Origin of the sequence: Paenibacillus herberti (assembly GCF_002233675.1) — a bacterium.
Taxonomy (GTDB): domain Bacteria; phylum Bacillota; class Bacilli; order Paenibacillales; family Paenibacillaceae; genus Paenibacillus_O; species Paenibacillus_O herberti.
Genome location: NZ_NMUQ01000002.1, coordinates 839,353 through 865,175 on the forward strand (window position 1 = coordinate 839,353; position 25,823 = coordinate 865,175).

Sequence of the window (25,823 nt, forward strand, 5' to 3'; positions counted from 1 at the left end):
TTGTTCCGCCCGATCCCTCTCAGAACTTAATATTAATTGGATCAGCAATAATCATTCTATCGATAGCACTCGTTCCTACTTGTCCATATGTATTGTCACCCCAACTATAAGCGAGTGCATTGCTTCCAAGTGCGATTGTATGATAGTATCCAGTATTTAATATGTGTATATCAGATATTCCATTCAATTTTACCGGCGTTAATTGATCTTTATTGGTCCCATTCCCCAACTGACCGTACTCATTCCAGCCCCATGTCCAGACTCCTCCGTCTTTCGCAAGTGCAATTGAATGGTTGAATCCACCTTCAACGGCTTGAATGTCTTTTAATCCTTTTATTTTAATAGGCTTGCCTTTATTATGATTACTCTGCAAAGAGCCATCCTCGGCGTATACATTTGCAGTGCCATCTCCTATTTGACCATTTGAATTGTATCCCCATGACCACACTAAGCCGTCTTTTGCTAAAGCAATAGAATGGTTGTCACCAGCACTAACTTTAATAACCTTTAAGTTTGGCACTTTTATAGGTTTAGTTTCATCCTTATCGCTACCATTGCCGAGTTGATTGAAAGAGTTCCTGCCCCATGCCCATACAGTTCCATCTTTAGATAATGCAAGTGCAAAATCACCACCCGCTTCTATTTGAACAATATCATGAATAGATATAATCTTCCGGGGCAGTGGGTTATCTTCTCCATTACCATTACCATTACCATTACCTAATTGACCGTATAAATTAGATCCCCAAGACCACACAGTCCCGTGCTTATCAAGTGCAAGCGAGAACGATCCGCCAGCGCTTACGCTAACTATATCATCCAGACCTTGAATGAGTACTGGGGTAGGATGGACTTCATCCCTACCATCAATCCGTCCATCTGGATTGTACCCCCAAGCCCAGACTTGTCCTTCTTTCGTAACAGCCAGCGTATGATCTACTTTACCGCTCAATGCAATTATATTTTCTAGCCCGTTAATTTTACTTGGCTCAAATCTGTCTATCGATAGTCCATCGCCAAGTTGACCTACATTATTCCGACCCCACGACCAAACGGTGCCATCCTTTTTTAAAGCAACCGAATGATAGCCTCCTGCTTCAACAACCGTAATATCGCTCTCATGATTGGTTTTTTTATTCTGGTTTGACACATTTGACTGCTGGCCACAACTGCTAAGCATAGATGTAATTATAATCATAGTTATTACAATAATAATATTATGCATGTTACTACGCTGGGATTGACTAATCTTCAAAATAATTCGATTCTCCTTTTTGACTATTATTGCTGCATCTAAAAAATTCATTAGAATTTTCGCATCTTCCGCAACTACGGCTAAAGGCCTATATCGACAAAAAGAGGGCCAGCTTTTAGCCGCCCTCTCGTAAAACTCCAAATCATACATAACTTTCTATATGGTTAAGTCCCGCAGAACGTCCGATAAGGACGGTCGCAACTCTCTGGGAGCGATGTATACTCTTCCTGCTCAGCTGAGTAGGCGTACGGATCGGCAAGAACGGCGAGTAGCCGTTCCATCACACCTAAATCCCCCTGAACAGCAGCGGCGGCCAGTGCTTCTTCGACCCGATGATTCCGCGCAATAACTGCCGGGTTGCTGCGGCGCATCAGCTCCTGTGAGCGTAGAAGGCCTTCTGCCTTATCACCGCTCTCATTGACCAACCGTCCCTGTCTCTCCCGCCATTTCCCCAGCCAATCCGTGAACTCCGACGTCCCATGCAGCGGTGTATCTTCCGGCTTACCCAAAGTCAACAAGCGGAACGTATTCGTATAATCCGCTCGATGCTCCTTCATCAAAGTCAGCAGCCCGCTCGCAAGTGCCTCGTCCTCCGGCTCCTCCCCGAACAGGCCCAACTTCGCTCTCATCCCGGCAAGCCAGTGGCCATGGTATTGCTCGGTAAAACCGGCCAACACCTGCTCGGCCAGCTTAAGTGCCTGTTCCTGCTCCTCATGAAGCAATGGCAGCAGCGCTTCCGCCAAACGCGCCAAATTCCACGCGCCAATATATGGCTGGTTGCCATAAGCATAGCGACCTTGAGCGTCGATAGAGCTGAACACCGTGGCTGGATCAAAAGTATCCAAAAAAGCGCATGGACCGTAATCGATCGTTTCCCCGCTGATCGACATATTATCGGTGTTCATGACGCCATGCACGAAGCCAACGAGCTGCCATTTAGCAATAAGCTTGGCTTGCCGGCCGACAACCTGCTCCAGCAGATGAAGGTACTTGTTCGCCCCCTCTGCGGGCTCCGAATAATGCCGCTCCAGCGCATAGTCCGCGAGCGCCTGAAGCTCCTCCAGCGTGCCCCATTGCGCGGCAAATTGGAACGTACCCACGCGCAAATGGCTCGCCGCCACCCGCGTCATAATCGCACCCGGCTCAAGCGATTCCCTTACGATCTCCTCGCCCGTCAGTACAACCGCCAAGCTTCGCGTCGTTGGGATACCCAGCCCGTGCATAGCTTCGCTAATAATGTACTCGCGCAGCATCGGGCCAAGCCCTGCACGGCCGTCCCCGCCGCGTGAATACGGCGTGCGCCCAGAGCCTTTGTACTGAATATCGAACCGCTCGCCCTGCGGAGTGATTTGCTCCCCTAACAGCACAGCCCGTCCATCTCCGAGACGATTAAAGTATCCGAATTGATGTCCGCCGTAGGCTTGAGCCAGCGGCTCCGCTCCTTCAGGGATGCGATTTCCCGCTAGCGTTGCAATTCCTTCCTGGCTGGCCAGCGCTCCTGGACTTAGTCCCAAAGCAGCAGCATGCTTGTCATTCAGAATCGCCAACTTCGGTGCGCGTACTGGTGTCGGCCCTTGCTTGGTGAACAGATTTTCCGGCAAACGAGCGTAGCTATTATCAAAATTCCACCCGGCTTCATGTGCATGGGATGCGTGATTGGTTTCGGTCATGGGATCTCCTTTGGCCATGAAAATTCTATTGGTTTTATTATACCCCTTTTCACTCGGAGACGTGCTTCATAAGGCAGGAATGGCCGATTTCTTCACCTATCCTTCATTAATGTATCGTAATCTTGTCGTGAATAAGGAGATAAGTTATGTGGGAAAATAAAGCAATGTCCGCCTCCAGAACCAGGAAAGACACTACGGAATCGCGAGAAATGACGAATCGACTCAAATCTGTCACGGATCTCCGGGAGGTTCACTGCATAAATAACAGGTTCAAGACGTTATATTTATGTTAAAATACTCTTTAGACAAGTTGCGCTGATTTACACGGCCTTGCCATTCTCATGATGGAACTTCTATTATGAGAAGAAACCAGCTGCAGACATAAGACATTAGGAGGAGTTACAATGGCACTCGTTTCCATGAAGGACATGCTGAACAAAGCACTCGAAGAGGGCTACGCGGTAGGCCAATTCAACATTAACAACCTGGAGTGGACGCAAGCGATTCTGGCTGCTGCAGAGGAAGAGAAATCCCCAGTTATCCTCGGCGTATCCGAAGGCGCAGCTCGTTACATGGGCGGCTTCAAAGTCATCACGGCTATGGTAGGCGCACTAATCGACGAGATGAAAATCACCGTTCCAGTTGCGATTCACCTCGACCACGGTTCCAGCTTCGACAAATGTAAAGAAGCAATCGACGCCGGATTCACTTCCGTTATGATCGACGCTTCCCACCATCCTTTCGACGAAAACGTTGAAACGACTAAAAAAGTCGTTGAATACGCGCATAGCAAAGGCGTTTCCGTTGAAGCCGAGCTCGGCACGGTTGGTGGACAAGAAGACGACGTTATTGCAGACGGCGTTATTTACGCTGATCCGAAGGAATGCTTCGAGCTCGTTAAGCAGACTGGCATCGACTGCCTGGCTCCAGCTCTTGGTTCCGTTCACGGCCCTTACAAAGGCGAGCCTAACCTTGGTTTCAAGGAAATGGAAGAGATCTGCCAAATGATCAAGCTGCCACTCGTGCTTCATGGCGGAACGGGTATCCCAACGGATCACATCAAGAAATCCATCTCCCTTGGTACGGCTAAAATCAACGTGAACACCGAGAACCAAATCGAGTTCACGAAAAAAGTTCGCGAAATCGTGACTAAGGACCTCGAAGTTTACGATCCACGTAAATTCCTGATGCCTGGCCGCGATGCGATCAAAAAGACCGTTCAAGGCAAAATGCGCGAATTCGGTTCCGCCAACAAAGCCTAAGGCGAGTTGACTTCAACCGAACTTTCATAAAAAATGAGCCTGTCCTCCGCTAAGGAGGACAGGCTTTTTTCATTTTGTAAGATCCCGGACGGAGTGTTATATTCTATATCTACGACGATCTCTCGCTACTTTTACAGCGCATCATTAGCCCCTCCAGTAAATCCATGTTTACGATAGTGGCGACTGATTATCCGCTCTGTATGAAAAGAAATACTAAGTAACACTGGGTATCATCTAGTATTACCATCCATTCAATCCCCTGTCCCTACAGCCTTTTCAGCCACCCTCAACCCTTTTTCAACATATGGAGCTGATCCGCCAGATCGGCTTGCATCGCCAACTGCTTGGGATCCTTCACGATCCCCGAGTTATCTTCCAGTCTTCTAAGCTCAAGCTCGAAGCCGTTCCAACTTTTAGGCACAGGCATCTGGAGCGCCCAATCGACAGCCTCATCCTCCGTCTCCACCTCAATGAGAGTGTATCCAGCGACCAGCCCCTGTTCCAACGGAAAAGGCCCTCTTTCGATTAATGCCGGTGACGCATGCTCTAAGTCCGCAAGATGAGAAATACGTATCCCTCTGGAGCTTGGCTGCAGCTCCTCGGCGGCAACAAGTACTCCAGCCCTCAACAACGAATGCCGATAGGCTTCAAGCGCAGCAGTGTCCTCCAACCCCGGTTTGATGCCTGCTTCCGAATAACCCGTTCCTTTGACCATTAACATGAATCGCATCTTTGACTTCCTCCTCATGGGGAGGTTGATTCAAGGCCGTACCTTTCAACAGCCTATCGTTCTCCCTACTCACACGACGAACAAATACCGCCGGAATCGACAGAGAGCATAATCATTTCTCAGGGACATCAGAGCTGTCGCATACATTCAGTAGCCCGTTTCAGCAAAAGCTCGCGCTCGCGGATGTTCCGAGTCATCGCCGCCGCCCGCTCAAATTCAGCACGGGCTTCATGGAGCTGCCCCAGCTTCATCAGCAGGTCACCGCGAACGCTCGGAAGCAAATGATACTCCTTCAGAGAAGGCTCGGAACAAAGTGCATCGACAATTTGCAGCCCAAAAACGGGACTGAACGCCATCGATACGGCAACAGCCCGGTTCAGCTCAACGATTGGTGAAGGCATGACTTGGGACAACGCTTCATACAGGGCTGCAATGCGAATCCAGTTCGTGTCGGCAGCTGCAGTCGCCTTAGCATGGCAAGCTGAAATCTCTGCCTGCAGCAAATAAGGGCCATATGACTTCCCGAGCTGTTTCCCACGCTCCAAAGCAGCCAGCCCACGCCGGATCAGAAGGCGATCCCACTGTGCCCGATTCTGGTCTAGCAGCAGTATAGGTTCCCCGCTGGGACCCATTCGGGTTTTCAGACGGGACGATTGAATTTCCATCAAAGCGACTAAGCCATGTACTTCCGGCTCAAGAGGGGCATGTTCTGCCAGCACGCGGCCCAGCCGAAGCGCTTCCTGACACAGCAGCGGCCGAACCCAGCTGTCTCCCGAGGTTGCCGAAAATCCTTCGTTGAACATGAGCTAAATCGCCTCAAGCACGGCTGCCAGACGCTCTGCCAACTCTTCTCCTGCAGGGACCTCGAAAGCAATTTTTTCCTTGTTGAGCATCTTTTTAGCCCGGACAATTCGCTGCGCGATCGTCGATTCGGCTACGAGAAAAGAACGAGCAATCTCATCCGTGGTCAGCCGGCATAACAGCCGGAGCGTAAGAGCAACCCTTGCTTCCTGGGACAGAACCGGATGGCAAGTCATAAAGATCAGACGAAGGAGATCGTCGCCGATCTCCCCGTCTAATATCCGATCCATATCATCCTCTGTAAATAGCGGCGCGCTGCCCGCAATCTCCGCGTATTTCTGCTCCCTCAGCTTGCTCCTACGCAAAAGATCGATGGCGCGACGTTTCGACGCCGTCATCAGCCACGCTCCCGGATTATCCGGTATGCCGGTTTCCGGCCACCGCTCCAGAGCGATAACCAAAGCGTCTTGAGCCAAATCCTCGGCAAGCCCGACATCCCGAACCATTCGTGTGAGCCCGGCTATCAGCTTGGGCGATTCCATTTTCCATATTGCGTCAATGGTCCGATGGGCAGCGGGAAGAGTCACGCTTTTTTCTGCTCCTCTATTTGTGCCCGTAGAACAGCTTCTTTTTCCAGAGTGTCAGGATCGGTCATCAAATCCTCTACATCAAACACCTGTCTAAGCTCGATTTGACCTTGCCCGTATCCATGCGGGTCCGGCATGCGCAAAGCCCACTGGATCGCTTCCTCTCTGGACTTCACCTCAATAAGCGTATATCCGGCAATCACTTCTTTTGACTCTGTAAATGGACCATCGATGACTTTCGGCTTGCCGCCGGGCTCCGGGTAAGAAATCCTGATTCCGTTAGAACTCGGTTGAAGACCGTCCGCTGCAAGCAGAACGCCTGCCCTCACCAATTCCTCGTTATATTTCTGCATGGCCTCGATAAGCTCTTGACTAGGCATAACACCCGCCTCTGAATCGGTGCTTGCTTTTACAATCATCATGAACCTCATTATATGACCTCCTTATTTTCAAAAAAGGTGGAAAGCTCCGTTGAGATAAGTCGGCTATTCAGCTTTTTCGTATGCCCAAGTCCTTTTCCGCTCCGCAGCTTGGCGTTCGGTAGAACGCGTGCCAGAGCCTGTGCTCCGTGCCGCAGCGACGACGGGCTCTCTGTACCTTCGATGACGAGCGTCGGAATTATAACACGGCTCCACTCGGAGGCGGATAGAGGCTTTCCGTCCATGTACCCGTCAAGCAACGCCGCATCGTAGGGCAGCGTGGGGGCTACTGCCATCAGATTGGACCACACCCCAGGCATCAGCCGCATCATCGTGACGACAAAAGACGGCGCACCCATACCTTTCGTCATAAAGTACTTGATCGCCTCCTCACGGCGGTTTTCGGCTATTAACTCCTTAACCTTCACAGCGAAGTCTGCCGGCGGCTTGCGATCCCCTGGCTCGACTACTAAAGGCGGCTCATGCAGAGCCAGCCTTGTAATGCTCGCTCCGCCTGCAGCTGCTTTCAGCGCCAACATAGCGCCGGATGATAATGCCCACACCCCCGCCGAACCGCCGGCCGCATCCAAGACAGCCTTAAGATCTTCAATCTCCCGCTCAATGGCGTAGAAATTAGCATCTCCGCTGTCACCGCGCCCCCGACGGTCATAGGTATAAACCGTGAAACGGTCGGACAGCAGCTCAGCTAACTGGATCAGCGCCGGGAACTTCCGGTAACTGAACGCTCCTGTGACTAACACAAGCGCCGGTCCTTGACCGACTTTGTCATAAGCGATTTGGGTTCCATCTTTAGAAATCAGGCTGTACATAGTAAGCTCCTTTTTGGTTCAGAGCAGAAGCTCTTCTGGTCCGACCGGGGAATTTTGTCCTTTACTAGATCGACGAACGGATAACGCGGAGATCGACATGCCGGAAAAAGTTATTAAAATCTATTTCACAAGTTCCTATTTACGCTTCTGTGAACATGTGGATATCATCAAGTAAACACAAAAATGCCATTATCCCCGCTTCATCCACAGGCCACAGTCTATAATTCATAACTCACAATCGGCAATCCACAGCCACAGCCCGTCGGCCCAGAGCTAGAAAAAACAAAAAACCTCCGTCCCATTAGGACCGAGGTTTCCCCACTTAAATGCATATGATAGTCAAACGATCAGGAACTCCGCTTTTTCCTCGCACAAGTCACATTTTACCGGCGGGTCCCAATTCGCAAAATGCGTCTCATTCAGATTCACCATATCCGGCGCATCCTCATAATCATCCACGAACTTGTCCAATGCCAGCTCAATATGCTCCTTGCACACGCAATACATTCGATGACCTACCCCTATTCCTGTTCCTGAAATAAACGCTAATTACCGCTATTATACCATAAATCGCGCATGCAATAACGGCTCCACATAAGGCTTGTCTGCACCTAAAAAAATCCAGCCCCACCGAGGGCTGGATTATGCTTAACACCGAAGCTGCCACGAGCGGCTGCCTCCGCTATTATTCTTCTTCCTCTTCGCTCTTGTCCAGCAGCTTGAACGTCACACTGTCCTGCTTGCCGCCGCGGTAGAAAGTAACCTCGATCTTATCGCCGATCTGCTTCTTGCCGTACAGATACTTGCGCAGCTCCATCGTGCTGCGAATTGGCTGATCATCGAGTTTCGTAATGACGTCGTTGAACTGTAGACCAGCATCCAGAGCCGGACCTACCGACTCCAGCACGATGACGCCCTCCGTCACCTCAGCCGGTATCTCAGGGCCGCCGCTGCCAGGCTCTTCGGCTTCCTCGCCGTTCTCTGTGCCCTCTTCGATGCCACCCTCAACACCGCCTCCGAAGCCCTGCTGAGCAAAATACGATTCCAGATCCAGCGTATACACGCCCAGATAAGGACGCGGCACTTTACCCTGCTTCATCAGCTGGTCAACGATCGGCATGACGTTGTTAACCGGAATGGCGAAGCCAACTCCCTCAACACCAACATCGGAAATCTTCATGCTGTTGATGCCGATGACTTTGCCCTTCATGTCAATCAGCGGACCGCCGCTGTTGCCCTGGTTGATGGAAGCGTCGGTCTGGATGACCTCCTGCTCCCAATCGTAGTTGCCGTCTTGGCTGAGCGACACCGGGATAACCTGCTTCGTTTTGCTGATAATGCCCATCGAGAGAGAATCGCCGAGGCCGAGCGGATTGCCGATAGCCATGACCATCTCTCCGGATTGAAGCTTGGAGGAGTCACCCATTTCAGCCACTACGTCAATTCCCTTGCCATCGATCTCCAGTACGGCCAGGTCGGTAATATAATCACCGCCGATCAACTTCGCCGGACGCGACTCGCCGTTGATCATGACGGCCTTCAGTCCAGCGGCGCCCTCGATCACATGATTGTTCGTGATGATGTACGCCTTGCCGTCCTTCTTGGCGAAAATAACTCCGCTGCCCACGCTGGCCGGCTGCAGTTCACCCTCCACACCGCCTTCCGGCAACGGGAGACCTTCCTCGCCCTCAACCTGAGGCAGCATCGTCGCCTGTTCATTGACGATGCTAACGACCGCTGGACGGACCTTTGCCGAGGCAGTGACCGTCTGCTGAATGGCATCACCGGGAGCGACGAGGCCAGAGGCAGCGAGCGCAGACGCCTCTGAGACGGTCGCCTTGCCGTCTCCGCCGCCCAAGGCCAGCGTCAGCACGAGGACGATTGCCGCGCCTGATGCAGCTGACAAAGCCGCCAGCCGGCCAATTCCCCAGTCCTTGCGGCTGCGCAGCGGAAAGCCCGGCATCTGCTTCCGCCCTATTTTGTTCGTGCGTCGGGAGATACGCGTCGAATAGAACTCATCATCGAACAAACCCACTGTTACCCGCTCCTCCCGTGATATATGCACGTGCTCAGCTGTTATATGGTTAAGCATACGTGGTTGCTTCAACTTCAACTACAGGATGTTTTTTCTCTTCTTGGAATGATTTCGGAAGATTCGTCTAGAATAATAATAGGCAAGCCCATCTCCCATATTTGACGGGGTCCAGGGCTCAAAAGTTGCACGAATACACCGATAAATCCTTATGCCGACCCTAAACTGCCTTTGAGAAGGAAGGGAGTACTATGGACATAAAGCTCATTACCTCACCAGCCGCTAGTCTTAACACTTGGGATCAAATTGCCGTCATGAGCAAGCTCGGCGATCTCAGCGATACGCAGTACCGCACTCTGCTGGCGCTCAGCGCCATGCTGGAGCTGCTCGTTGACAAAGGTATCCTTACCCGTGAAGAACTGGAGCAGAAGTCTGCCCAGCTGGAGGCTGGTGACAGCGAGCCACTTAAAGCGATTTCCGCTTTATTTGATCCCATGGAGTAGGCTGATGCGGGTATGTATCCCTCAGCGGATGCTCATCCTTGCGGAAGAAATGGCCCCGATCCTCCATGACGCTGTTCACCGTAATTCGGGCGAGCTCCATCATGTTATGGTTGAGGCTCAAATGCGCGAGATACACCCGCCTCGTCCGCTCTGTCATCAGCTCACACAGCGCCTCTCCAGCCGCCTCATTGGACAGATGCCCGATGTCGCTCAAGATACGCCGCTTAATGTTCCACGGATACCGCCCCATGCGCAGCATCTCAGGATCATGATTGGATTCCAGCACGAGCACATCGGAGTCGATGATGCTGCGCCGCACCATATCACTGACATAACCAAGATCCGTGGCAAGACTCAGCTTGTAGCCATCATCCATGAACGTATAGCCGACTGGCTCGGCGGCGTCATGGGAGATCGGGTATGAGCGCACTCTCATGCTCCCAAAATCAGCCTCATCACCCGTCCGCATGATCACCCTGCGCTCAGCAGGAACATGCGAAGTATGCCGCTCCAGGGCTCCCCAAGTCGCCTCATTGGCGTACACGGGCAGCTCATATTTGCGTGCGAGCGCGTTGAGTCCCTTGATATGGTCAGAATGCTCATGCGTGATGAGCACCGCGTCGATGTCATGGCCGCTGACCCCTTGCTGGCTCATCAGCTCCTCTAGCTTCTTGAGGCTGTGACCGGCGTCTACCAGCACCATTTTGTCCCCGCTCTGCACGAGGGTGGCGTTGCCAGTCGAACCGCTGGCCAACACGGTGAATCTGAATTCCATGGTTGCTGCCTTCCCTTCCATTCCGTTCCAAGAGCTTGCCATTTTATATGATTATATCAATATAATAGTGAAATATCCGCGAGATAGCATAATCCCTGCAAGGGTCTATTGTACCATTGTCCGCCGGGTGGCTCTACACCTATATGGAAAATAGTTCGAACCTTTTATGCTTCCTTCCAGAAAAAGAGAAAATAAGCGGAAAACAGCCTGCAGGGGTATCCCTGCAGGCTGTTCAAATGTCGGTTATCGGCTTGCATCCGGAGAAGCAGCCGGAGGCTGCGGCTTATCGGTAAGCACTTCGCCGCTGTAAGCCTGGAGATAAATTACGCCGCCGTCTTCCAGCAAAATCCGCCACGATGGCGTCGAAACTTGGGTATCGGAATCGAATAATTGGACTTCCTTGTAGCCGAGCCTGATCTCCTTGATCGAGGCGCCTTCTGGCACGTATTTCTCAATAATCTCGGGTCTAATCGCCCGCGAGGCCGGCAATATCGGCTGTGGACGCTGCTGTTGATCCCCTGGCAGCAGCTTGATCTGGTCCTGACGGTATCCAATAATCTGCTGGTTTCGGTAAAACAGCTCAATCCGCACATTGAACATCGGTCGCCCGTCCACCATCCGGTACAACACGAACTTGAGGTCATCGAAGCCCGGTGTATCCATTTCATACTGGTCCAGCTCCGCAATGACGCCTCCTAGCGCCTCCAGCAGCTCCTCCCGCTGGAATACGACGCGGCTATCAACCGGCGTTTGCAGTGGAATGACGCCCGCGTAGGGATCGCTGTCCGGCAGTCCAGACTCTCCAGCGTTCTGTTTCGAATCTGCAGCACCTTCCGACGCTACTCCAGACGCTTCGCGATCCACATAACGGTAAGTTAAGTCATGCAGCTCCGGCGTTTCCTTCGGGATGCTTCCAGAGAGCTCGATCCCCTTGGCCTTCATAGCTTCGAGCGTGTCCGGCGAAAGCTCAGCCGGATTGCTGCTTGGCTGCACACGCTCACGCACATCACTCCAAAGTTGATAGCCAAGTAGTAGATTAAGCAGCAGAAATGCCAGGATCAAGACACTTTTTGCCCTTCCCCAATCCATCTGCCCCTCACCTCCTTCCGCTATCGCGAAGATTATTCAGTCCGGAGCTGTCCGGACCGGGCGAGCTAGTGGCATGGTCAGAGGCTCTGGGATCCGGCGTCGCTCTTGGGGATAGATCATTACTGGAGTTAGGGATGTAACCTTCGCCTGTCCCCGCACTAAGGTTCGAACGAGTTATGCCTGCACCATCAAAACCCTCCGCAAGCGGCCCGACAAGCGTCTCCTCCGTACCATCCTCCAGATGCACCGCCCAGACGGGCACGAAGCGCAGCTGCCCAGCTTCGGCAGGGTACGCCTTGACCGCCGGGTAGAGCGCCTTGATCTCGGCGCGTCGCTCGTATCTCGCCAGCACTGCCTCAAGCTGCTGCCCGCCGGGCAGCGAGCGCGCTGACTTTTGAGTCGGTGACGATGCAAGCGTAATAAGCGAACGCTCGTAATTGGTCACGAGCCCCTGCTGCACCGATAGTCGGATGAAGCCGAAGCGGAAGTCTGGCGATGGCACGACGGGCAACAAGCGATTTTCGCCAAAGCGGAAATACTGCCGGAAAAGCAACGTATGCTGCTCGTCTACACTACCTGTCCCGGACGGTTGACCCGAGTTCGGGACAGTGCCTGCCTTGCTCCCGCTCAGCCCGACTAACTGATGCAGGCCGTCCCAGCCTCCATGCTGGTTGACGAATTGCATGGCGCTGCTCATGCTTCCAGCAGGATTACTGCCGGAGGGACCTGTACCGCTGAGGGGGGCCGCAGGATCGGTGTAGTTGATCCACTGGCTGTTTTGCTCCACCTGCAGCGCACGTTTTCCATCCGTGTACACCTGCGATCCGTCCCGATCCTTGATCATTCGCGTTGTACCGGGATCAACGAACAGATTGCGCTGCATCAGCTCGGCCGAATACGACTGGTAGCCAATGCGCGCTTGCGCCGCCTCTACCGGCTGTTGCGGCACGTACACTCCAAAGGCATCCGGTTGGTACGGTGTCCAGAACTCGCCCAGGCCGACGTCATCCTCCACATCGCGGACGGTCAGATCCGCTTGAGTCGCTTCATAGACTGCATTTCCATCCCGGCTGAAAAAGAACGTCCGGACCTCTTCGCTGCTGCTCCGGAAAATCCAAATTCGGTCAATCGTATCGCTGAGGAAAGTATTGTCGCTGCTTTCCAGTTGCAGCATGCGGGATAACAGCGACACCGGCAAGCCGGATCCTAGTCGCAGCTCAAGCCCCAGGTTGCGCTCGCGGATTTCGCTCCAGCGGACGACCGATTCCGTCGTCCGCTGGAAACCGCGGAACTCGCGTCCTTTGAGCTTGCTCATAATGAGGTTGTAAAACGGCAGATCGCCGGGATTCAGCACCGTATGGTTTCCGTTGCCAAAATGCAAAATGAGCTGCTCGGGGAACAAGACGTCCTCGGTTTTGCTTACTGGGCCCATCTGCTCGGTGTTGACATAATTCTGCGCCGTGCGAATCGCCGCGCCCGGGGTACTGTAAGCAAGCATATAACTCTGAACAAGGCTGAGAGCGACGAGTGAGGCAAGAGCAATCGTTTTCAGTCTTTCCTTCATGACTGCTCCCCCTTCTCCTGCAGTTGAGGCAAAATGAAGGTCACCGTCGTACCGACATCCGGCTCAGACTCCAGCGTGATCGTGCCGCCATGCGCCTTGATCATTTCCCGGGCAATCGAAAGGCCAAGCCCCGTGCCACCCATTTCCCGCGAACGGGCCTTGTCCACTCGGTAGAACCGATCAAAAATTCGGCTCAGATCCCGTTTCGGAATACCGATGCCGGAGTCTTTGACGCTGACCGCCAGCGCATCGTTGTCCTGCAGCCGGGCGGACAGCTCAATTCGGCCTCCTTCAAGTGTGTACTTGATGGCATTGGATACCAAATTGTCGAGCACCTGATCGATCTGGTCGCGGTCCAGTATCGCTTTGCCCACACGCTTGTCGACCCCCACGACGGCGCGGATCGCCTTCTTGCGCATCTGCACGGAGAATCGATCCGCAACCTCCTCAAGCATCTCCTCAACATCCGTATCGCGGCGGCGCAGCGTTGATTGCTGCGAATCAAGCCGCGACAGATGGAGCAGATCGGTGACGAGCCGGATCATGCGCTCCGTCTCGTTGCGGATGACGCCGACGAATCTGCCGGCAAGCTCCGGCTCGCCAAGCGCGCCGTCGTCGAGCGCCTCGGCATAGCTGCGGATCGTCGTCAGCGGCGTGCGCAGCTCATGAGATACATTCGCTACAAATTCTCGCCGCGACTGATCCAGCTTCTCCTGCTCCGTAATGTCCTGGAGCAACGCGATCGTGCCCGTAATGCCGTGTCCTCGGCGGTGAATTGGGCTGAGCGTGACACGCAGCACCCAGCGCTCCTCGCGATCCGGCGATTCCTTCACGAGCACCGCAGCCAAGCCACGTGAGCCCCGCAGCGCTTCGAGCCGTTCCTGCGGTAGCTCCAAAACATCCGTAAGCGGACAGCCTTCACACTCTTCCACGCCTAGCAGCTCTAGCGCACGGCGATTGGACACCATAACAGTGCCATGCTCATCAGCGGCCATGACTCCGTCGCTCATGTTGGAGAGTACCGACTGCAGCTTATCGTTCTCTTCCTCATTGACCGACAACGCCTCGCGTAGTCGCTGGGTCATCTCATTGAACGCCTCGCTGAGTCGGCCTATCTCATCATCGGCGAGCACGGGTACATGCTGATCAAAGCGGCCCTCAGCGACCGCTTCCGCCTGGCGGGTAAGTCCTTTGATGGGACTCGTAATCGTATGTGCCAGAATAATACCGAGCACACCGGTCAGACCGAGTGCAATTAGCGTGCCGGAGACAAAAATCTGATTGACCCGGTCGACCGTCGCGTTGATCTCAGTCATTTGAGCAACGATATAAACCGCTCCAATAACCCGGTTATCCGGTGATTTGATCGGCTGGGTGATAATCTTTTTGCGCACATTGTCGTCGTCGAGAATGTCCTGCTCATTGTCCGGGATACCCTGTAGCGCCTGGCTAACCATCAGCGAGGTGTTCTTCTTCCCGATTAAAGCGCTATAGGCATCCGATGTTGCCAATACGCGCCCACTCGTATCCAGCACTTGCAGTTCAGCACCAGTTCGGCTGAACAGGCTGTTGACGTAATCGGACAGAGAGATGGCGTCGCCTTCTGCACCGCTACCGGAAGCGAGCGTGCCTTCGGTCAGCTTGTCCGCCGCGAGCACAGCCAGAGCGCGCGCCTGATCGTTGAGACTGTTCGTGAACGAGTCGGTAAGCGAGCTTTTGACCGTACTGACAAAATAGACCGCAATCAGCTGAATGGAGATCAGAACCAGCAGCATGTAAATCGCAATCAGCTTGACCTGGATCGTGCTGAACCAGCGCCTGCCCTTCATTAGCCGCCAATGCCTCCCAGCTTCGGATTGCGCATGAGATAACCAAGGCCGCGCCGCGTCAGGATGTACTCCGGACGACTTGGATCATCCTCAATCTTCTCCCGCAGCCTGCGGATCGTCACATCTACCGTGCGCACATCGCCGAAGTATTCAAAGCCCCATACCGCCTGCAGCAAATGCTCGCGGGTCATCACTTTGCCATTGTGGCGCGCCAAATAGTAAACCAGCTCATACTCCCGATGCGTCAAATCGAGCGGCTGATCGTCTTTATATACAACATACATATCCGTATCGATAAAAAGATTGAACAGCCCCAAACCCTGCTTCTCCGGCTCCGCATTCGGCCCAGCCTCTGCCGCCATCGCCTCCCGGGTCTTTTGGGTGCGCCGCAAATGAGCCTTCACGCGCGCAAGTAGCTCCCGCGTACCGAATGGCTTGGTGACATAGTCATCTGCGCCCAGCTCTAGGCCAAGCACCTTGTCTATTTCCGTGTCTTTGGCCGTCAGCATGATGATCGGTGTCTGCAAGCGGGTCCGTACCTCACGGCATACATCCATGCCGTCCTTCACCGGTAACATTAAATCCAGCAAAATCAGGTCGGGCAGCTCTTCGAAAGCGACGCGCACCGCTTCCCCGCCGTCGAAGGCACAAATGACCTCGTAGCCTTCCTTTTCCAGGTTGAATTTCAGGATATCTGCAATCGGCCGCTCATCGTCGACCACGAGAATTTTTCCCTGCATCGTTGCTGTCCGCTCCCTTCAATACCGTTGCTCCCCTTAGGGGAAGCTTCTAGGCCAATCTATACTTCCATGTTACCACAATGGCTACTTCGTTCGCGCCTGCCGGTCCCACAAGCTTGCTACCCAGCTACAAGAAGCTACAAGAAGCTACAAGATACCGCCGCACTTTCCGTTGCCATACATGTTCAAATGAGCTCGAGAAACCCGAGGACTATGCAGCGGAAATTCCAGCAGCACAAAAAAATCCGGACAGTCCCTAGGGACCGTCCGGATTCATATAGATTCAAGCAAGCGCTAATGGATTAAATATATATTACAAGTACCGAAGCGGATTTTGCAGCTTGCCGTTTTTATAGATTTCAAAATGAAGATGGATACCGGTAGAGTTACCCGTATTGCCCATAACCCCCATACGTTGTCCACGATCGACGGTTTGGCCGGTTTTCACCGAGAGGCTGTCGAGATGAGCATAAAGCGTTTTGTAGCCATTGTTATGGTCGATGATAATGGCGTTTCCATATCCGTTTTTCTTGCCGGCGAACTCGACTACACCGTCGTCTGCTGCTTTGATCGCGCTGCCTCCGACAAGATCAAGACCTTTGTGCAGACGGCCCCAACGACTGCCGTACGTACTCGTAATGCGATATCCAGATACCGGCATGGCGAATGTGCCGCTGCCCTCGCGAGAACCGATTTCCGTGGAACTGCTCTCACTGCTGACCACTTTCGTACCACGTACGATTATTTTGGGTACTGACTTCGTAATGACTTCGATGCTGACGAGATCTTCACTCATCTTATAGCCGTTCTGCTTGACGACCGAGTAGGTGAGTCGCTTCGAGCCCGGCTTGCCCTCCTGGATGACCTTGAACTGCCCGGCATTCAGCGTTGCCTTCTTCTGAGTGATAACCTGCGGCTCGCTCGTGATCATTTCCGTTTGGCTCTCCGTCGTAATAACATTGACGACCGGTTTATTCACCGTCAGATCCAGTACATCTCCGGCCTTGATCAGATCATTTTCGATAGAGGGATTATTCTTATAAATAATTTCCCGCGAAATGTCGAACTTACTCGCAATACAGCCAACACAGTCTCCCGGCTGGACGGTGTATTTCGTATTTTTTTCCGTACCGCCGCTCACTAGTCGCAGCAGTTGGTTCTGTCCGAGCACCTGCGAAGGATCGAGCTGGGTCTCATTGATGCTGATCTCCTCTGCGAACTTTACACCACTGATTCGGTCAGCCGGTGCTTCATTCTTGGAGGCCGTGGACAGCAATTGGACTTTTGACAAAGCGCTCTTCATTCGGGAAGGCGGGGCATATTTGTTCTGAAGCTGCTTTAGAACCGCCTGAGCCGTTTCCTCATTTTTGACAACGCCGATTACCTTGCCCGCGATCTTGACCTCCGTACCTGACGCCTTCATCTGGAAGGAAGACTCTAGCTTGGTCAAAGCCGCCTCAGGCTGTGCTTCGCCCTTGTACTCGGTGACCTTTTCATACGTAATGTCGCCTGTAAGGAGAGTCATGCTGAGATTGGGATAGGTCGACTCCATCTCGGCGGTTTTGTTCTTGACGAGCTCCTCCACGACAGCGGGATCTGGAACGGTGCCGACGGCTTGTCCGTCCACTAAAACCTTATAGTAATCATTTGTGTTGCTCTTGATATATTGATTGGCTCCAACATATCCGGCACCCAACAGAATAGCTGCGATGACTGCGGCAATCCAGAGCGTCTTAATCCAGCGCTTGCGCGATGGCGACTCCGTTGCCTGAGAGTAAGATGCTGTTGAGGAGTGCTGTTTCGGCTTGAAAGCATTCATTAAAGGTGATCTCCTTCTGTTTTATGCTCTTCGCTTGCGCATGCGTCATTCCCCTTGCAATGTCGCCGCAACATCATCTCTTAAAACCTAGCGCTAAGGCTTTAAGAGTCTTGCGGCAAAAAACGACGAATCCTCCCTATCGAAGAATTCGTTTCTAACTTTACCATAGCTCGATTTACCCGTTCAACCGCTTCTCTCCTCCTAGCGGATTAAACTTTTTTCAGAATTAAGTGACTTCACCTGACAAATATCCACAAATTTGAATTGTATGGAATATATACAAACACTCTGCGAGTTTGATTGATCCGCATAAAAAAGCCGTTCCCTGCAGCAGGGAGCGGCTTTAACTAGGTATGGGTATCCGTTGAATCTCTGGCGAATTCATACGTAGGATCTTGGATTATAGGTTCGATTGGGATAAATCCAAAGATTAGTATTACTTAATATTCTCTAGTAATACTTTTAAGTCTGAACTCGCTTTCCCTTGCCTGACTACATATTCTGAGGCTTACCTGGAAGAGATGTTCCCGGTTCTGAATCTGGCGCTGGAGTTGGCTCATACAAGGGAGAGTCTCCTGTTGAAGGAGCTCCGCCTGGGCTTGCTGCGGGAGTGTCTTCTGTGTCCTTACCAGGTGAAAAATAGGGGGCTGTCCCGCCCTCGGAAGATGGATTGTCCAGTCTGCTATCTGCGCCGGTATCAATTCCATTTCCGCCAGGCGCGTTAGTACCGGGCTCTGTAGAGTCCTCTCCCGCCTCTGGACTAGGCGTTCCACTATATTGGCCGTTGGTCTTGCCATCCATTCCACTTGCCCCTGCATCCGTATCTATGCCGCCGGCAGATGACCCTCCATCGCCACCATCATCGCCGTTCGCTTGAATGTCCGTCTGGCCATCCGTAGGGTTATCCTCCCCAGGGCTGCCGCTTGGATCAGCCGATGGCAGCGCGCTTGAGCCCTCGCTATCGCTCGCTCCCGGGGTTTCGATTGGCGCAGTAGCGGGAAGGGCGCTCTCAGGAGCTTGCTCCGCCCCCCATAAACGCCCCCACACGCCGTTCATCGTCAGCGGCTGCACTTGCAGCGGGATGTGGAACTGCTTCAGCAACACCTCTACATAACTGGTGACGATATATCCTGTCGTCCATATGGATAGAAAGCTGACCAGCAGCGCAGCTGCGGCCATTTTCCCGAACCATGCGGCGGTTTTCTTGTAATTCACGAATAAGTCCTCCCTTCCATTGCCACTATCCTCTCTATCAGTATGGACAAGGCAGCTAGAAGCCATTCTTCAACCCATCGGCTACAATAAATCTCCAAGAAGCGCGTACAATACGCCCCTTTCTCCTCATCAGTCAGCGAACTATTATCCCAGCGCGACAAAAAGAAGCTGCAGCCCCTCTCGGGAACTGCGGCTTCAATCAATGGTTGCCCTCTTATTCGTAGATCGGGAGAACTGGGTTCGTCTGCTCGCGATTGCGGCCAACCGAGAAGATTGCGATCGGAATGCCAGTCAGCTCGGAAACACGCTCCACATAACGGCGCGTATTTTCTGGCAAGTCGTCCAGTGTCTTCGCGCCGGAAATGTCCTCGGACCAGCCCGGCAGCTCTTCATACACTGCTTCGCATTCCGACAACAGCTTCAAGCTAGCCGGATAGTGCTCTATAACTTCATCGCGCAGCTTGTAGCCGGTGCAGATTTTCACCGTTTCCAGGCCGCTCATGACATCGAGAGAATTCAGTGACAGGCCAGTGATACCGCTGACACGACGTGCATGGCGCACAACGACTGTATCGAACCAGCCAACGCGGCGTGGCCGCCCCGTAACCGTACCATACTCATGGCCGGTCTCACGGATTTGATCGCCGATAGCATTATGCAGCTCAGTCGGGAACGGGCCGTCGCCGACGCGAGTTGTATAGGCTTTGGCTACGCCGATGACCTGTTGAATCTTAGACGGGCCAACGCCGGAACCGATACATACACCGCCTGCAGTCGGATTCGAGGATGTCACGTAAGGGTACGTGCCTTGGTCGATATCCAGCATAACACCCTGAGCACCCTCGAAAAGCACATGTTTACCAGAGTCGATAGCATCATTCAGGACAACAGATGTATCCGTCACGTAAGGGCGAATGCGTTCCGCGTGAGTTAAATATTCACCGAGGATGTTGTCAGCGTTCAGCGGTTCGCCACCGTATACTTGCTGGATTACTTGGTTCTTTTCAGTCACGAGGTGGCGCAGCTTGCCTTCGAATTCCTCTGCGTCCATCAGGTCCGCGATGCGGATGCCGTTCCGGGCAGCTTTGTCCATATAACAAGGACCGATGCCCTTACGGGTCGTACCGATTTTATTGTCGCCTTTGCGCTCCTCTTCCAGCCCGTCTAGGATGAGATGGTAAGGCATAATGACATGAGCGCGATCGCTGATTTTCAGGTTCTCGGTAGAGAAGCCGTTCTCGTGGATATAATCAATTTCGTCGAGCAGGGCAGCCGGATTAATAACCATTCCGTTGCCGATGACGCATGTTTTATTATGATTAAAAATACCGGATGGAATCATCGTCAGCTTATATTTCTTGTTGTCGATGAGAATAGTATGACCGGCGTTGTTACCGCCTTGATAACGGGCTACCACTTCGGCACCGTCGGCCAGATAGTCGGTAATTTTACCTTTTCCTTCGTCTCCCCACTGCGTGCCGACAACAACAACCGTAGACATGATCATACCTCCGCTTAGCTTGCTTGGAATTTACTGCTTTATCGTTTACATCCGCCTGTTCTGCCATACTTCGCTGCGTCACGTTACCACATGCAAGTTATGGGGCGGCCAAAAAAGCAGCAAACTTAGTTTATCAGCCCTGTCATGCCATGTCAAATATAAAAGCGAACAATCTATATATAGAGCCATGAATTGTTCGGAATTTAGAGGTGATTATGATCGACTCTCATGTTAAAAGAACAATATTTATAAAACAACATAAATCAGATCTAAAAACCTAACTATGCCATTAACGGAGAGGCCAGCGGAAACGGTTGATCAGATCGAACCCGGTAAGCGAGTTGAGGAGTTGGAATTCCATCTCCTAAGTACAGAAAACCTCCGTTGAATCCAAAAGCCGCCTTTCGAGTTCAGTCATTCCGAAAGGGACCTCTGTTCAACGGAGGTTAGTTTTGTCTAGGCTTGACTCATGCGTTCGCTGACCGAAGCGCACGAGCCCTATGATGCTGGCTCGTGCGTTCGGTCTAAGCTAACAAATTTATTAAAATTCTTGAGAAAAGCGAGCTCAACGGTACCGACAGGCCCGTTACGCTGCTTAGCGATAATGATCTCGATAATATTCTTCTTCTCGGTCTCTTTATCGTAGTAGTCGTCCCGGTACAGGAACGCGACGATGTCGGCATCTTGCTCGATCGAGCCCGATTCCCGCAAGTCACTCATCATCGGACGTTTGTCCTGACGCTGCTCAACACCCCGGCTAAGCTGCGACAGAGCGATAACAGGAACTTCTAACTCACGAGCGATCTGTTTGAGCGTCCGTGAAATCTCAGAAACCTCCTGCTGGCGATTCTCCCCTGCCTTGCCGCGGCCCTGAATGAGCTGCAAATAGTCGATGAGAATCATGCCGAGATTACGTTCCTTTTTGAGCCGACGGCATTTGGCACGAATATCGCTGACGGTAATACCAGGCGTATCGTCGATATAGATCTCCGCCTCCGACAGCGCTCCAATGGCCATCGTGAGCTTCTCCCAGTCGTCGCCTTCCAGGAAGCCTGTCCGCATACGGCCGGCGTCTACGTTGGACTCCGCGCATACCATACGCTGCACGAGCTGTGCAGCGCTCATCTCTAGCGAGAAGATCGCCACTGTCTCGCGCGAGCGAACGCCGACGTTTTGAGCAATATTGAGCGCAAACGCCGTTTTACCGACCGAAGGACGCGCAGCAACGATGATGAGGTCATTTTTCTGGAAGCCGCTCGTCATTTTGTCCAAATCGATAAAACCCGACGGAATACCCGTAGATCCGCCTTTGTTCGTATATAAAAACTCAACCCGCTCGAATACTTCCATCAGCACATCGCGGATGGACACAAAACCGCTGCTGGAGCGCCGGTTGGCGATCTCCATAATGCGGGACTCCGCTTCGCTGAGCATGAGGCCGATGTCGTCGGCTGAGCCGTAACCGTCGGAGACGATCGTCGTCGCCGTGCGGATCAAACGCCGCAGCATCGACTTCTCTTCGACGATCTGAGCGTAATACTCAACGTTCGCCGCAGTCGGCACGACGGTGGCAAGCTTGGCCAAATAGCTGACCCCGCCTACCTCCTCCAATTGCGCGCGGTCGCTGAGATAAGCCGTGAGCGTCACGAGGTCAATCGGCTGATTGTTTTCTCCGAGCTCGATCATCGCTTCATAGATGAGCTGATGAGAAGTGAGATAGAAGTCCTCGGCACGGATTTTCTCCATCGCCGTAATCAACGTTTCCGCCTGCAGCAGTACAGCGCCCAGCACTGCCTGCTCGGCTTCCAGGTTTTGAGGGGGGACCCGGTCGAACATCAAGCCGTCTTGGTTCATCCCTCTTGAGCCTCCATTCTCATTCTTCTGCCGCCTGCACCTTTAGCTTGCCCTTAACCTGCGGATGCAGCTTTACTTCCAGATTCGTGAAGCCGAGCGCGCGAATCGGCTCCTGCATCTCGATCTTGCGCTTGTCGAGCTTGATGCCCTCTTGCTTCTCCAGTGCCTCGGCAATCTGCTTCGTCGTAATAGCTCCGAAGAGACGGCCACCCTCGCCAGCCTTGGTACGAACGACGATCGTAAGCTCCGCCAGCTTGTCAGCCAACGCTTGGGCATCCGCCTTCTCTTGAGCTTTGCGTTTGTCCTCGGATGCCTTCTGCATCTCAAGCGTCTTGATATTACCTGCCTCAGCAGCCTTTACCAGACCCTTCGGCAACAGGAAGTTACGCACGTAGCCCTCCGACACTTCCTTGATCTCTCCACGCTTGCCTTGACCCTTTACATCTTGCAGAAAAATGACTTTCATTCAAATAACCCCTCTTCCTCATGGATTTGCTGCAACACAAGCTTCAGCTTAGCTTCTACTTCCGGAACGGTGCCCTCTTGCTGGCAGGCAGCATTGGTAAGATGTCCGCCTCCGCCCATCCGCTCCATTACGATCTGTACGTTCATTTGGCCGAGCGAACGAGCACTTATGTTGACGACGCCGTCCTGACGCTCCCCAATAACAAAGGAAGCCTGAATGCCCGTCATATTAAGCAGTGTATCGGCAGACTGCGCGATCAACAGCTGTGAATAGCGCTTGCCAGGCTCCGTCACCGCTAATGCAATATGACTATATAAAACCTCAGCATGTTTGATGATATCCGCTTTTTTAAGGAATTCCTCGAGATCTTCTTTGAGCATTCGTTGCACGATCGAAGTATCCGCTCCGTTGCGTCTCAGGAACGATGCCGCCTCGAACGTCCGTGCACCAGTGCGCATCGCAAAGCTCTTCGTGTCAACGGTAATACCGGCGAGAAGCACGGTTGCTTCCCGAATATCAAGCACAAGCCGATCGTGGATGTATTGGAGCAACTCCGTCACCAGCTCGCAGGCCGATGATGCATATGGCTCCATATAAACAAGCACCGAGTTCGGAATAAATTCCTCGCCACGCCGATGATGATCAATGACGACGATCCGGTTCGTCTGACTCAGAATGCGCGGTTCCTTGAGCATCGATGCCTTATGCGTATCAACAACGACTACGAGCGTACGTCCGTCAACGAGAGCTACACTCTGTTCCGGCGAAATGAAGCGACGGTATAACCGCTCATCCTCTCGGATCATTTCCATCATCTTTTGGATAGCCGGATTGACCCCCTCAAGTACGATGAACGCTTCCTTGCCCAAATGCTGAGCCATCTTAGCCACGCCGACCGCCGCGCCGATAGCATCCATATCCGGCATTTTGTGGCCGACAATAACTACCTTTTCACTCTCGCGGATCATATCCCGCAGCGCATGGGCCACAACCCGAGCTCGCACACGCGTGCGCTTCTCAACAGCATTGGACTTGCCGCCGTAAAAGCTCGTGCGCTCGCCAACTTTAACGGCCGCCTGATCACCGCCGCGACCAAGCGCCATATCCAAACTGACCTGTGCCCATTGGCCGAGCTCCTGAATGCTACCCGCTCCTGCGGCGAAGCCGATGCTCAGCGTCATCGGAATTTTCATATCTCCTGTCATCTCCCGGACCTCGTCCAGGATGATGAACTTGGAAAGTTCCAGCTGGCGTAGCGTCCGCTGATCCGTAATGAGTAGGAAGCGATCGGAGTTAAGCCGCTTCAGGTAAAGATTTTCGCGCTGTGACCATTCTGTAATCTCAGCTGTTACGCGAGACAGCAACATCGTGCGCTGCTGATCGTCCATCGACTGCGTGACCTCATCAAGGTTGTCGATGAAGACGATGCCGAGCGCCGACTTCTCTTCCTCATACCGCTTGGAGAGCTGCCACATATCGGTAATATCACGCACGTACAGCAGCTTCTCAGCCGGCTTGTAAAGCAACTCGTATATATCGGCTCCAATAGCTATCTCTAGCTTGCCTGGACGATCTTTTGTTTGCGCCAGCGCAGGAAACAGCTCCAGCAGCGGTACACCGATGACGGAATCCTCCTCCATCATCTCCGACACGAACGGGTTATGCCATTCCACTACGCGATCATCATTGAATAAAATAATACCGAGAGGCAACTCTTGAATGACCTCGCTGCCGACTTTTTTAATTCGGTAGGAGAGGGTTCCAAGGTATTTCTTGAGATCGCGCCGAAAGGCCCGCTCCGCCAAATACGTGTAGACGCCACAGCCGACCGTCAAGGCGAAGGCGATGATTCCGAGCAGCAAGTTGTAGGTTAGCAGCGCCGCCGTAAGCAACACCATAGAGATCAGCCAACTTACAACATGCAGCCCGTGCCAGCGCTTGAGAAGCAATTTAGGCATAATTCACGCCCCTGTTCAAGGTTTCTGGAACGATTTGCGAATCGGGAACGCCGCATCCAGTACCCCGATTAAGCTAAGAGGCGGGAATACGAGCAACAGGAAGCCAATGAAAACCGGCACGCCCTTCGGCCATCGCTTCTCATGCGCCAGGAAGAAGAAAAAGCCTATAGCCTGCACCGTAAACACGAACCGCAGCAGTGGAACCAGATTGACCAGCGCTGTCGTCATAAACGAATCGTCCCCTGCAGGAACGAACAGTTGCAGCAGTAGAGCAATCAGGTAATACGTAACAAGCAAACGTGGAACCCGCCATTCATGCGCAGGCGGAAGTCCCTTCACATTGATGCCGTAGGAAGACAATGCCCTCCTGGATATATATTGGGCAATCGCCGTCAGCATGAAAGCAGACAGCAGCAAAGCCTGCGGAATGACTTGTACCGTGGACTCTACTAGCTGATCGATCATTTCCGGCGTCCACAGACTACTTACGGCAGGCTCGCTTGCGACCGTATTGGCTACAGATCGGATTTGATCCTGCAGCGCGCCGATGACCGACAGATCCAGCACGGCATCAAAAACGAGCAATTCAAGCAGTACGATGGCGACGATGCTGACCAGTACAGCAGTCATCCTGGAGCGTACCGGCTTATCGGTTCGATAATAATGGCCCATGACTATAGCGGGTACGAGGAAAAAGAGTCCAACAATTAATGGAGCCGGGCCGACCATAAAAAATGCAAGGATCCATACTGGAATCAAGTGGGCAAAAAACAGGCCCTTTGGCAAAGTAGTGTATAACACCACGTAAGGCACCATCAACAAGGTGACGGTAAGCACATTGAGCAGCGGCACTCCTATCGAGAGCAGCAGCAAGAGAGCGGCAACGCTCCACAGGATGGATTTACCACCGGTTTTCAAGCCCGT

General features: G+C 52.9%; 21 protein-coding genes and 1 pseudogene. 2 read left to right on the forward strand and 20 right to left on the reverse strand.

The genetic code is table 11. The features are described 5' to 3' along the window. Nucleotides 1-19: 19 nt before the first annotated feature. Both CGZ75_RS16115 and CGZ75_RS16120 read right to left on the reverse strand, forming a co-directional pair. Nucleotides 20-1,306: an RCC1 domain-containing protein gene (locus CGZ75_RS16115; protein ID WP_176444885.1), complete on the reverse strand. Its 1,287-nt coding sequence runs from the start codon at nucleotides 1,304-1,306 to the stop codon at nucleotides 20-22. Between the two features lie 113 nt (nucleotides 1,307-1,419). Then, complete coding sequence (locus CGZ75_RS16120; protein WP_089525290.1) at nucleotides 1,420-2,925, reverse strand: protein adenylyltransferase SelO; 1,506 nt, start codon at nucleotides 2,923-2,925, stop codon at nucleotides 1,420-1,422. 404 nt (nucleotides 2,926-3,329) lie between these two features. Between CGZ75_RS16120 and CGZ75_RS16125 the strand changes: the two genes are divergently transcribed. Next, nucleotides 3,330-4,187 (forward strand): class II fructose-bisphosphate aldolase, encoded by an 858-nt coding sequence (locus CGZ75_RS16125; RefSeq protein WP_089525291.1) that lies wholly within the window; start codon nucleotides 3,330-3,332, stop codon nucleotides 4,185-4,187. Between the two features lie 286 nt (nucleotides 4,188-4,473). On the opposite strand, the gene CGZ75_RS16130 is transcribed toward CGZ75_RS16125, so the two are convergent. The 6 genes and pseudogenes from CGZ75_RS16130 to CGZ75_RS16155 all read right to left on the reverse strand — a co-directional run bounded on the left by CGZ75_RS16130 (nucleotide 4,474) and on the right by CGZ75_RS16155 (nucleotide 9,589). After that, entirely contained in the window at nucleotides 4,474-4,917 is a 444-nt protein-coding gene (locus tag CGZ75_RS16130; RefSeq protein ID WP_089525292.1) for a YciI family protein, read from the reverse strand. A gap of 128 nt (nucleotides 4,918-5,045) precedes the next feature. Continuing rightward, nucleotides 5,046-6,260, reverse strand: a pseudogene (locus tag CGZ75_RS16135) (RNA polymerase sigma factor). A gap of 41 nt (nucleotides 6,261-6,301) precedes the next feature. Then, the gene (locus tag CGZ75_RS16140; RefSeq protein ID WP_089525293.1) at nucleotides 6,302-6,736 is read right to left on the reverse strand and encodes a YciI family protein; all 435 of its coding nucleotides are present in this window, start codon (nucleotides 6,734-6,736) and stop codon (nucleotides 6,302-6,304) included. After that, nucleotides 6,736-7,554 carry an alpha/beta fold hydrolase gene (locus CGZ75_RS16145; protein WP_089525294.1) on the reverse strand — a complete coding sequence of 273 codons (819 nt, stop codon included), beginning with the start codon at nucleotides 7,552-7,554 and terminating at the stop codon, nucleotides 6,736-6,738. The genes CGZ75_RS16140 and CGZ75_RS16145 overlap by 1 nt, the downstream gene beginning before the upstream one ends. A gap of 339 nt (nucleotides 7,555-7,893) precedes the next feature. Further along, nucleotides 7,894-8,061: a CxxH/CxxC protein gene (locus CGZ75_RS16150; RefSeq protein ID WP_089525295.1), complete on the reverse strand. Its 168-nt coding sequence runs from the start codon at nucleotides 8,059-8,061 to the stop codon at nucleotides 7,894-7,896. A gap of 178 nt (nucleotides 8,062-8,239) precedes the next feature. Continuing rightward, nucleotides 8,240-9,589: a S1C family serine protease gene (locus CGZ75_RS16155; protein ID WP_089525296.1), complete on the reverse strand. Its 1,350-nt coding sequence runs from the start codon at nucleotides 9,587-9,589 to the stop codon at nucleotides 8,240-8,242. 248 nt (nucleotides 9,590-9,837) lie between these two features. On the opposite strand from CGZ75_RS16155, the gene CGZ75_RS16160 reads away from it, so the two are divergent. Next, on the forward strand, nucleotides 9,838-10,089 hold the full coding sequence (locus CGZ75_RS16160) for a hypothetical protein (protein ID WP_089525297.1): 252 nt from the start codon (nucleotides 9,838-9,840) through the stop codon (nucleotides 10,087-10,089). On the opposite strand, the gene CGZ75_RS16165 is transcribed toward CGZ75_RS16160, so the two are convergent. The 12 genes from CGZ75_RS16165 to CGZ75_RS16225 form a co-directional block, all read right to left on the reverse strand. Beyond that, on the reverse strand, nucleotides 10,052-10,864 hold the full coding sequence (locus CGZ75_RS16165; protein ID WP_089525298.1) for an MBL fold metallo-hydrolase: 813 nt from the start codon (nucleotides 10,862-10,864) through the stop codon (nucleotides 10,052-10,054). The two genes, CGZ75_RS16160 and CGZ75_RS16165, sit on opposite strands and share 38 nt — an antisense overlap. A gap of 243 nt (nucleotides 10,865-11,107) precedes the next feature. Continuing rightward, entirely contained in the window at nucleotides 11,108-11,953 is an 846-nt protein-coding gene (yycI, locus tag CGZ75_RS16170; protein ID WP_089525299.1) for a two-component system regulatory protein YycI, read from the reverse strand. A 7-nt stretch (nucleotides 11,954-11,960) separates the two neighbouring features. Further along, nucleotides 11,961-13,517 (reverse strand): YycH family regulatory protein, encoded by a 1,557-nt coding sequence (locus tag CGZ75_RS16175; RefSeq protein WP_089525300.1) that lies wholly within the window; start codon nucleotides 13,515-13,517, stop codon nucleotides 11,961-11,963. Beyond that, entirely contained in the window at nucleotides 13,514-15,346 is a 1,833-nt protein-coding gene (gene walK / locus CGZ75_RS16180; RefSeq protein ID WP_089525301.1) for a cell wall metabolism sensor histidine kinase WalK, read from the reverse strand. The genes CGZ75_RS16175 and walK overlap by 4 nt, the downstream gene beginning before the upstream one ends. Continuing rightward, the gene (gene yycF / locus CGZ75_RS16185) at nucleotides 15,346-16,086 is read right to left on the reverse strand and encodes a response regulator YycF (protein WP_089525302.1); all 741 of its coding nucleotides are present in this window, start codon (nucleotides 16,084-16,086) and stop codon (nucleotides 15,346-15,348) included. Before yycF ends, walK begins: the two co-directional genes overlap by 1 nt. A 313-nt stretch (nucleotides 16,087-16,399) precedes the next feature. Next, a complete protein-coding gene (locus tag CGZ75_RS16190; protein WP_089525303.1) occupies nucleotides 16,400-17,905 on the reverse strand; it encodes a M23 family metallopeptidase in 1,506 nt (501 codons plus the stop codon). A gap of 492 nt (nucleotides 17,906-18,397) precedes the next feature. Then, complete coding sequence (locus CGZ75_RS16195) at nucleotides 18,398-19,120, reverse strand: hypothetical protein (protein ID WP_089525304.1); 723 nt, start codon at nucleotides 19,118-19,120, stop codon at nucleotides 18,398-18,400. 214 nt (nucleotides 19,121-19,334) lie between these two features. Further along, complete coding sequence (locus tag CGZ75_RS16205) at nucleotides 19,335-20,621, reverse strand: adenylosuccinate synthase (RefSeq protein ID WP_089525306.1); 1,287 nt, start codon at nucleotides 20,619-20,621, stop codon at nucleotides 19,335-19,337. Between the two features lie 498 nt (nucleotides 20,622-21,119). Then, nucleotides 21,120-22,475 (reverse strand): replicative DNA helicase, encoded by a 1,356-nt coding sequence (gene dnaB / locus CGZ75_RS16210; protein ID WP_089525307.1) that lies wholly within the window; start codon nucleotides 22,473-22,475, stop codon nucleotides 21,120-21,122. A gap of 19 nt (nucleotides 22,476-22,494) precedes the next feature. Beyond that, nucleotides 22,495-22,941 carry a 50S ribosomal protein L9 gene (gene rplI, locus CGZ75_RS16215; protein ID WP_089525308.1) on the reverse strand — a complete coding sequence of 149 codons (447 nt, stop codon included), beginning with the start codon at nucleotides 22,939-22,941 and terminating at the stop codon, nucleotides 22,495-22,497. Further along, a complete protein-coding gene (locus tag CGZ75_RS16220) occupies nucleotides 22,938-24,899 on the reverse strand; it encodes a DHH family phosphoesterase (protein WP_089525309.1) in 1,962 nt (653 codons plus the stop codon). Before CGZ75_RS16220 ends, rplI begins: the two co-directional genes overlap by 4 nt. A 15-nt stretch (nucleotides 24,900-24,914) precedes the next feature. Beyond that, the gene (locus CGZ75_RS16225) at nucleotides 24,915-25,817 is read right to left on the reverse strand and encodes a DUF2232 domain-containing protein (protein ID WP_089525310.1); all 903 of its coding nucleotides are present in this window, start codon (nucleotides 25,815-25,817) and stop codon (nucleotides 24,915-24,917) included. Nucleotides 25,818-25,823 lie beyond the last annotated feature (6 nt).

What these genes read in the sequence shown, in the direction of transcription:
- CGZ75_RS16115 (WP_176444885.1), bottom strand. Translation starts at nt 1,306, where the DNA reads ATGAATTTTTTAGATGCAGCAATAATAGTCAAAAAGGAGAATCGAATT.
- CGZ75_RS16120 (WP_089525290.1), bottom strand. Translation starts at nt 2,925, where the DNA reads ATGACCGAAACCAATCACGCATCCCATGCACATGAAGCCGGGTGGAAT.
- CGZ75_RS16125 (WP_089525291.1), top strand. Translation starts at nt 3,330, where the DNA reads ATGGCACTCGTTTCCATGAAGGACATGCTGAACAAAGCACTCGAAGAG.
- CGZ75_RS16130 (WP_089525292.1), bottom strand. Translation starts at nt 4,917, where the DNA reads ATGCGATTCATGTTAATGGTCAAAGGAACGGGTTATTCGGAAGCAGGC.
- CGZ75_RS16140 (WP_089525293.1), bottom strand. Translation starts at nt 6,736, where the DNA reads ATGAGGTTCATGATGATTGTAAAAGCAAGCACCGATTCAGAGGCGGGT.
- CGZ75_RS16145 (WP_089525294.1), bottom strand. Translation starts at nt 7,554, where the DNA reads ATGTACAGCCTGATTTCTAAAGATGGAACCCAAATCGCTTATGACAAA.
- CGZ75_RS16150 (WP_089525295.1), bottom strand. Translation starts at nt 8,061, where the DNA reads ATGTATTGCGTGTGCAAGGAGCATATTGAGCTGGCATTGGACAAGTTC.
- CGZ75_RS16160 (WP_089525297.1), top strand. Translation starts at nt 9,838, where the DNA reads ATGGACATAAAGCTCATTACCTCACCAGCCGCTAGTCTTAACACTTGG.
- CGZ75_RS16165 (WP_089525298.1), bottom strand. Translation starts at nt 10,864, where the DNA reads ATGGAATTCAGATTCACCGTGTTGGCCAGCGGTTCGACTGGCAACGCC.
- yycI (WP_089525299.1), bottom strand. Translation starts at nt 11,953, where the DNA reads ATGGATTGGGGAAGGGCAAAAAGTGTCTTGATCCTGGCATTTCTGCTG.
- CGZ75_RS16175 (WP_089525300.1), bottom strand. Translation starts at nt 13,517, where the DNA reads ATGAAGGAAAGACTGAAAACGATTGCTCTTGCCTCACTCGTCGCTCTC.
- walK (WP_089525301.1), bottom strand. Translation starts at nt 15,346, where the DNA reads ATGAAGGGCAGGCGCTGGTTCAGCACGATCCAGGTCAAGCTGATTGCG.
- yycF (WP_089525302.1), bottom strand. Translation starts at nt 16,086, where the DNA reads ATGCAGGGAAAAATTCTCGTGGTCGACGATGAGCGGCCGATTGCAGAT.
- CGZ75_RS16190 (WP_089525303.1), bottom strand. Translation starts at nt 17,905, where the DNA reads ATGAATGCTTTCAAGCCGAAACAGCACTCCTCAACAGCATCTTACTCT.
- CGZ75_RS16205 (WP_089525306.1), bottom strand. Translation starts at nt 20,621, where the DNA reads ATGTCTACGGTTGTTGTTGTCGGCACGCAGTGGGGAGACGAAGGAAAA.
- dnaB (WP_089525307.1), bottom strand. Translation starts at nt 22,475, where the DNA reads ATGAACCAAGACGGCTTGATGTTCGACCGGGTCCCCCCTCAAAACCTG.
- rplI (WP_089525308.1), bottom strand. Translation starts at nt 22,941, where the DNA reads ATGAAAGTCATTTTTCTGCAAGATGTAAAGGGTCAAGGCAAGCGTGGA.
- CGZ75_RS16220 (WP_089525309.1), bottom strand. Translation starts at nt 24,899, where the DNA reads ATGCCTAAATTGCTTCTCAAGCGCTGGCACGGGCTGCATGTTGTAAGT.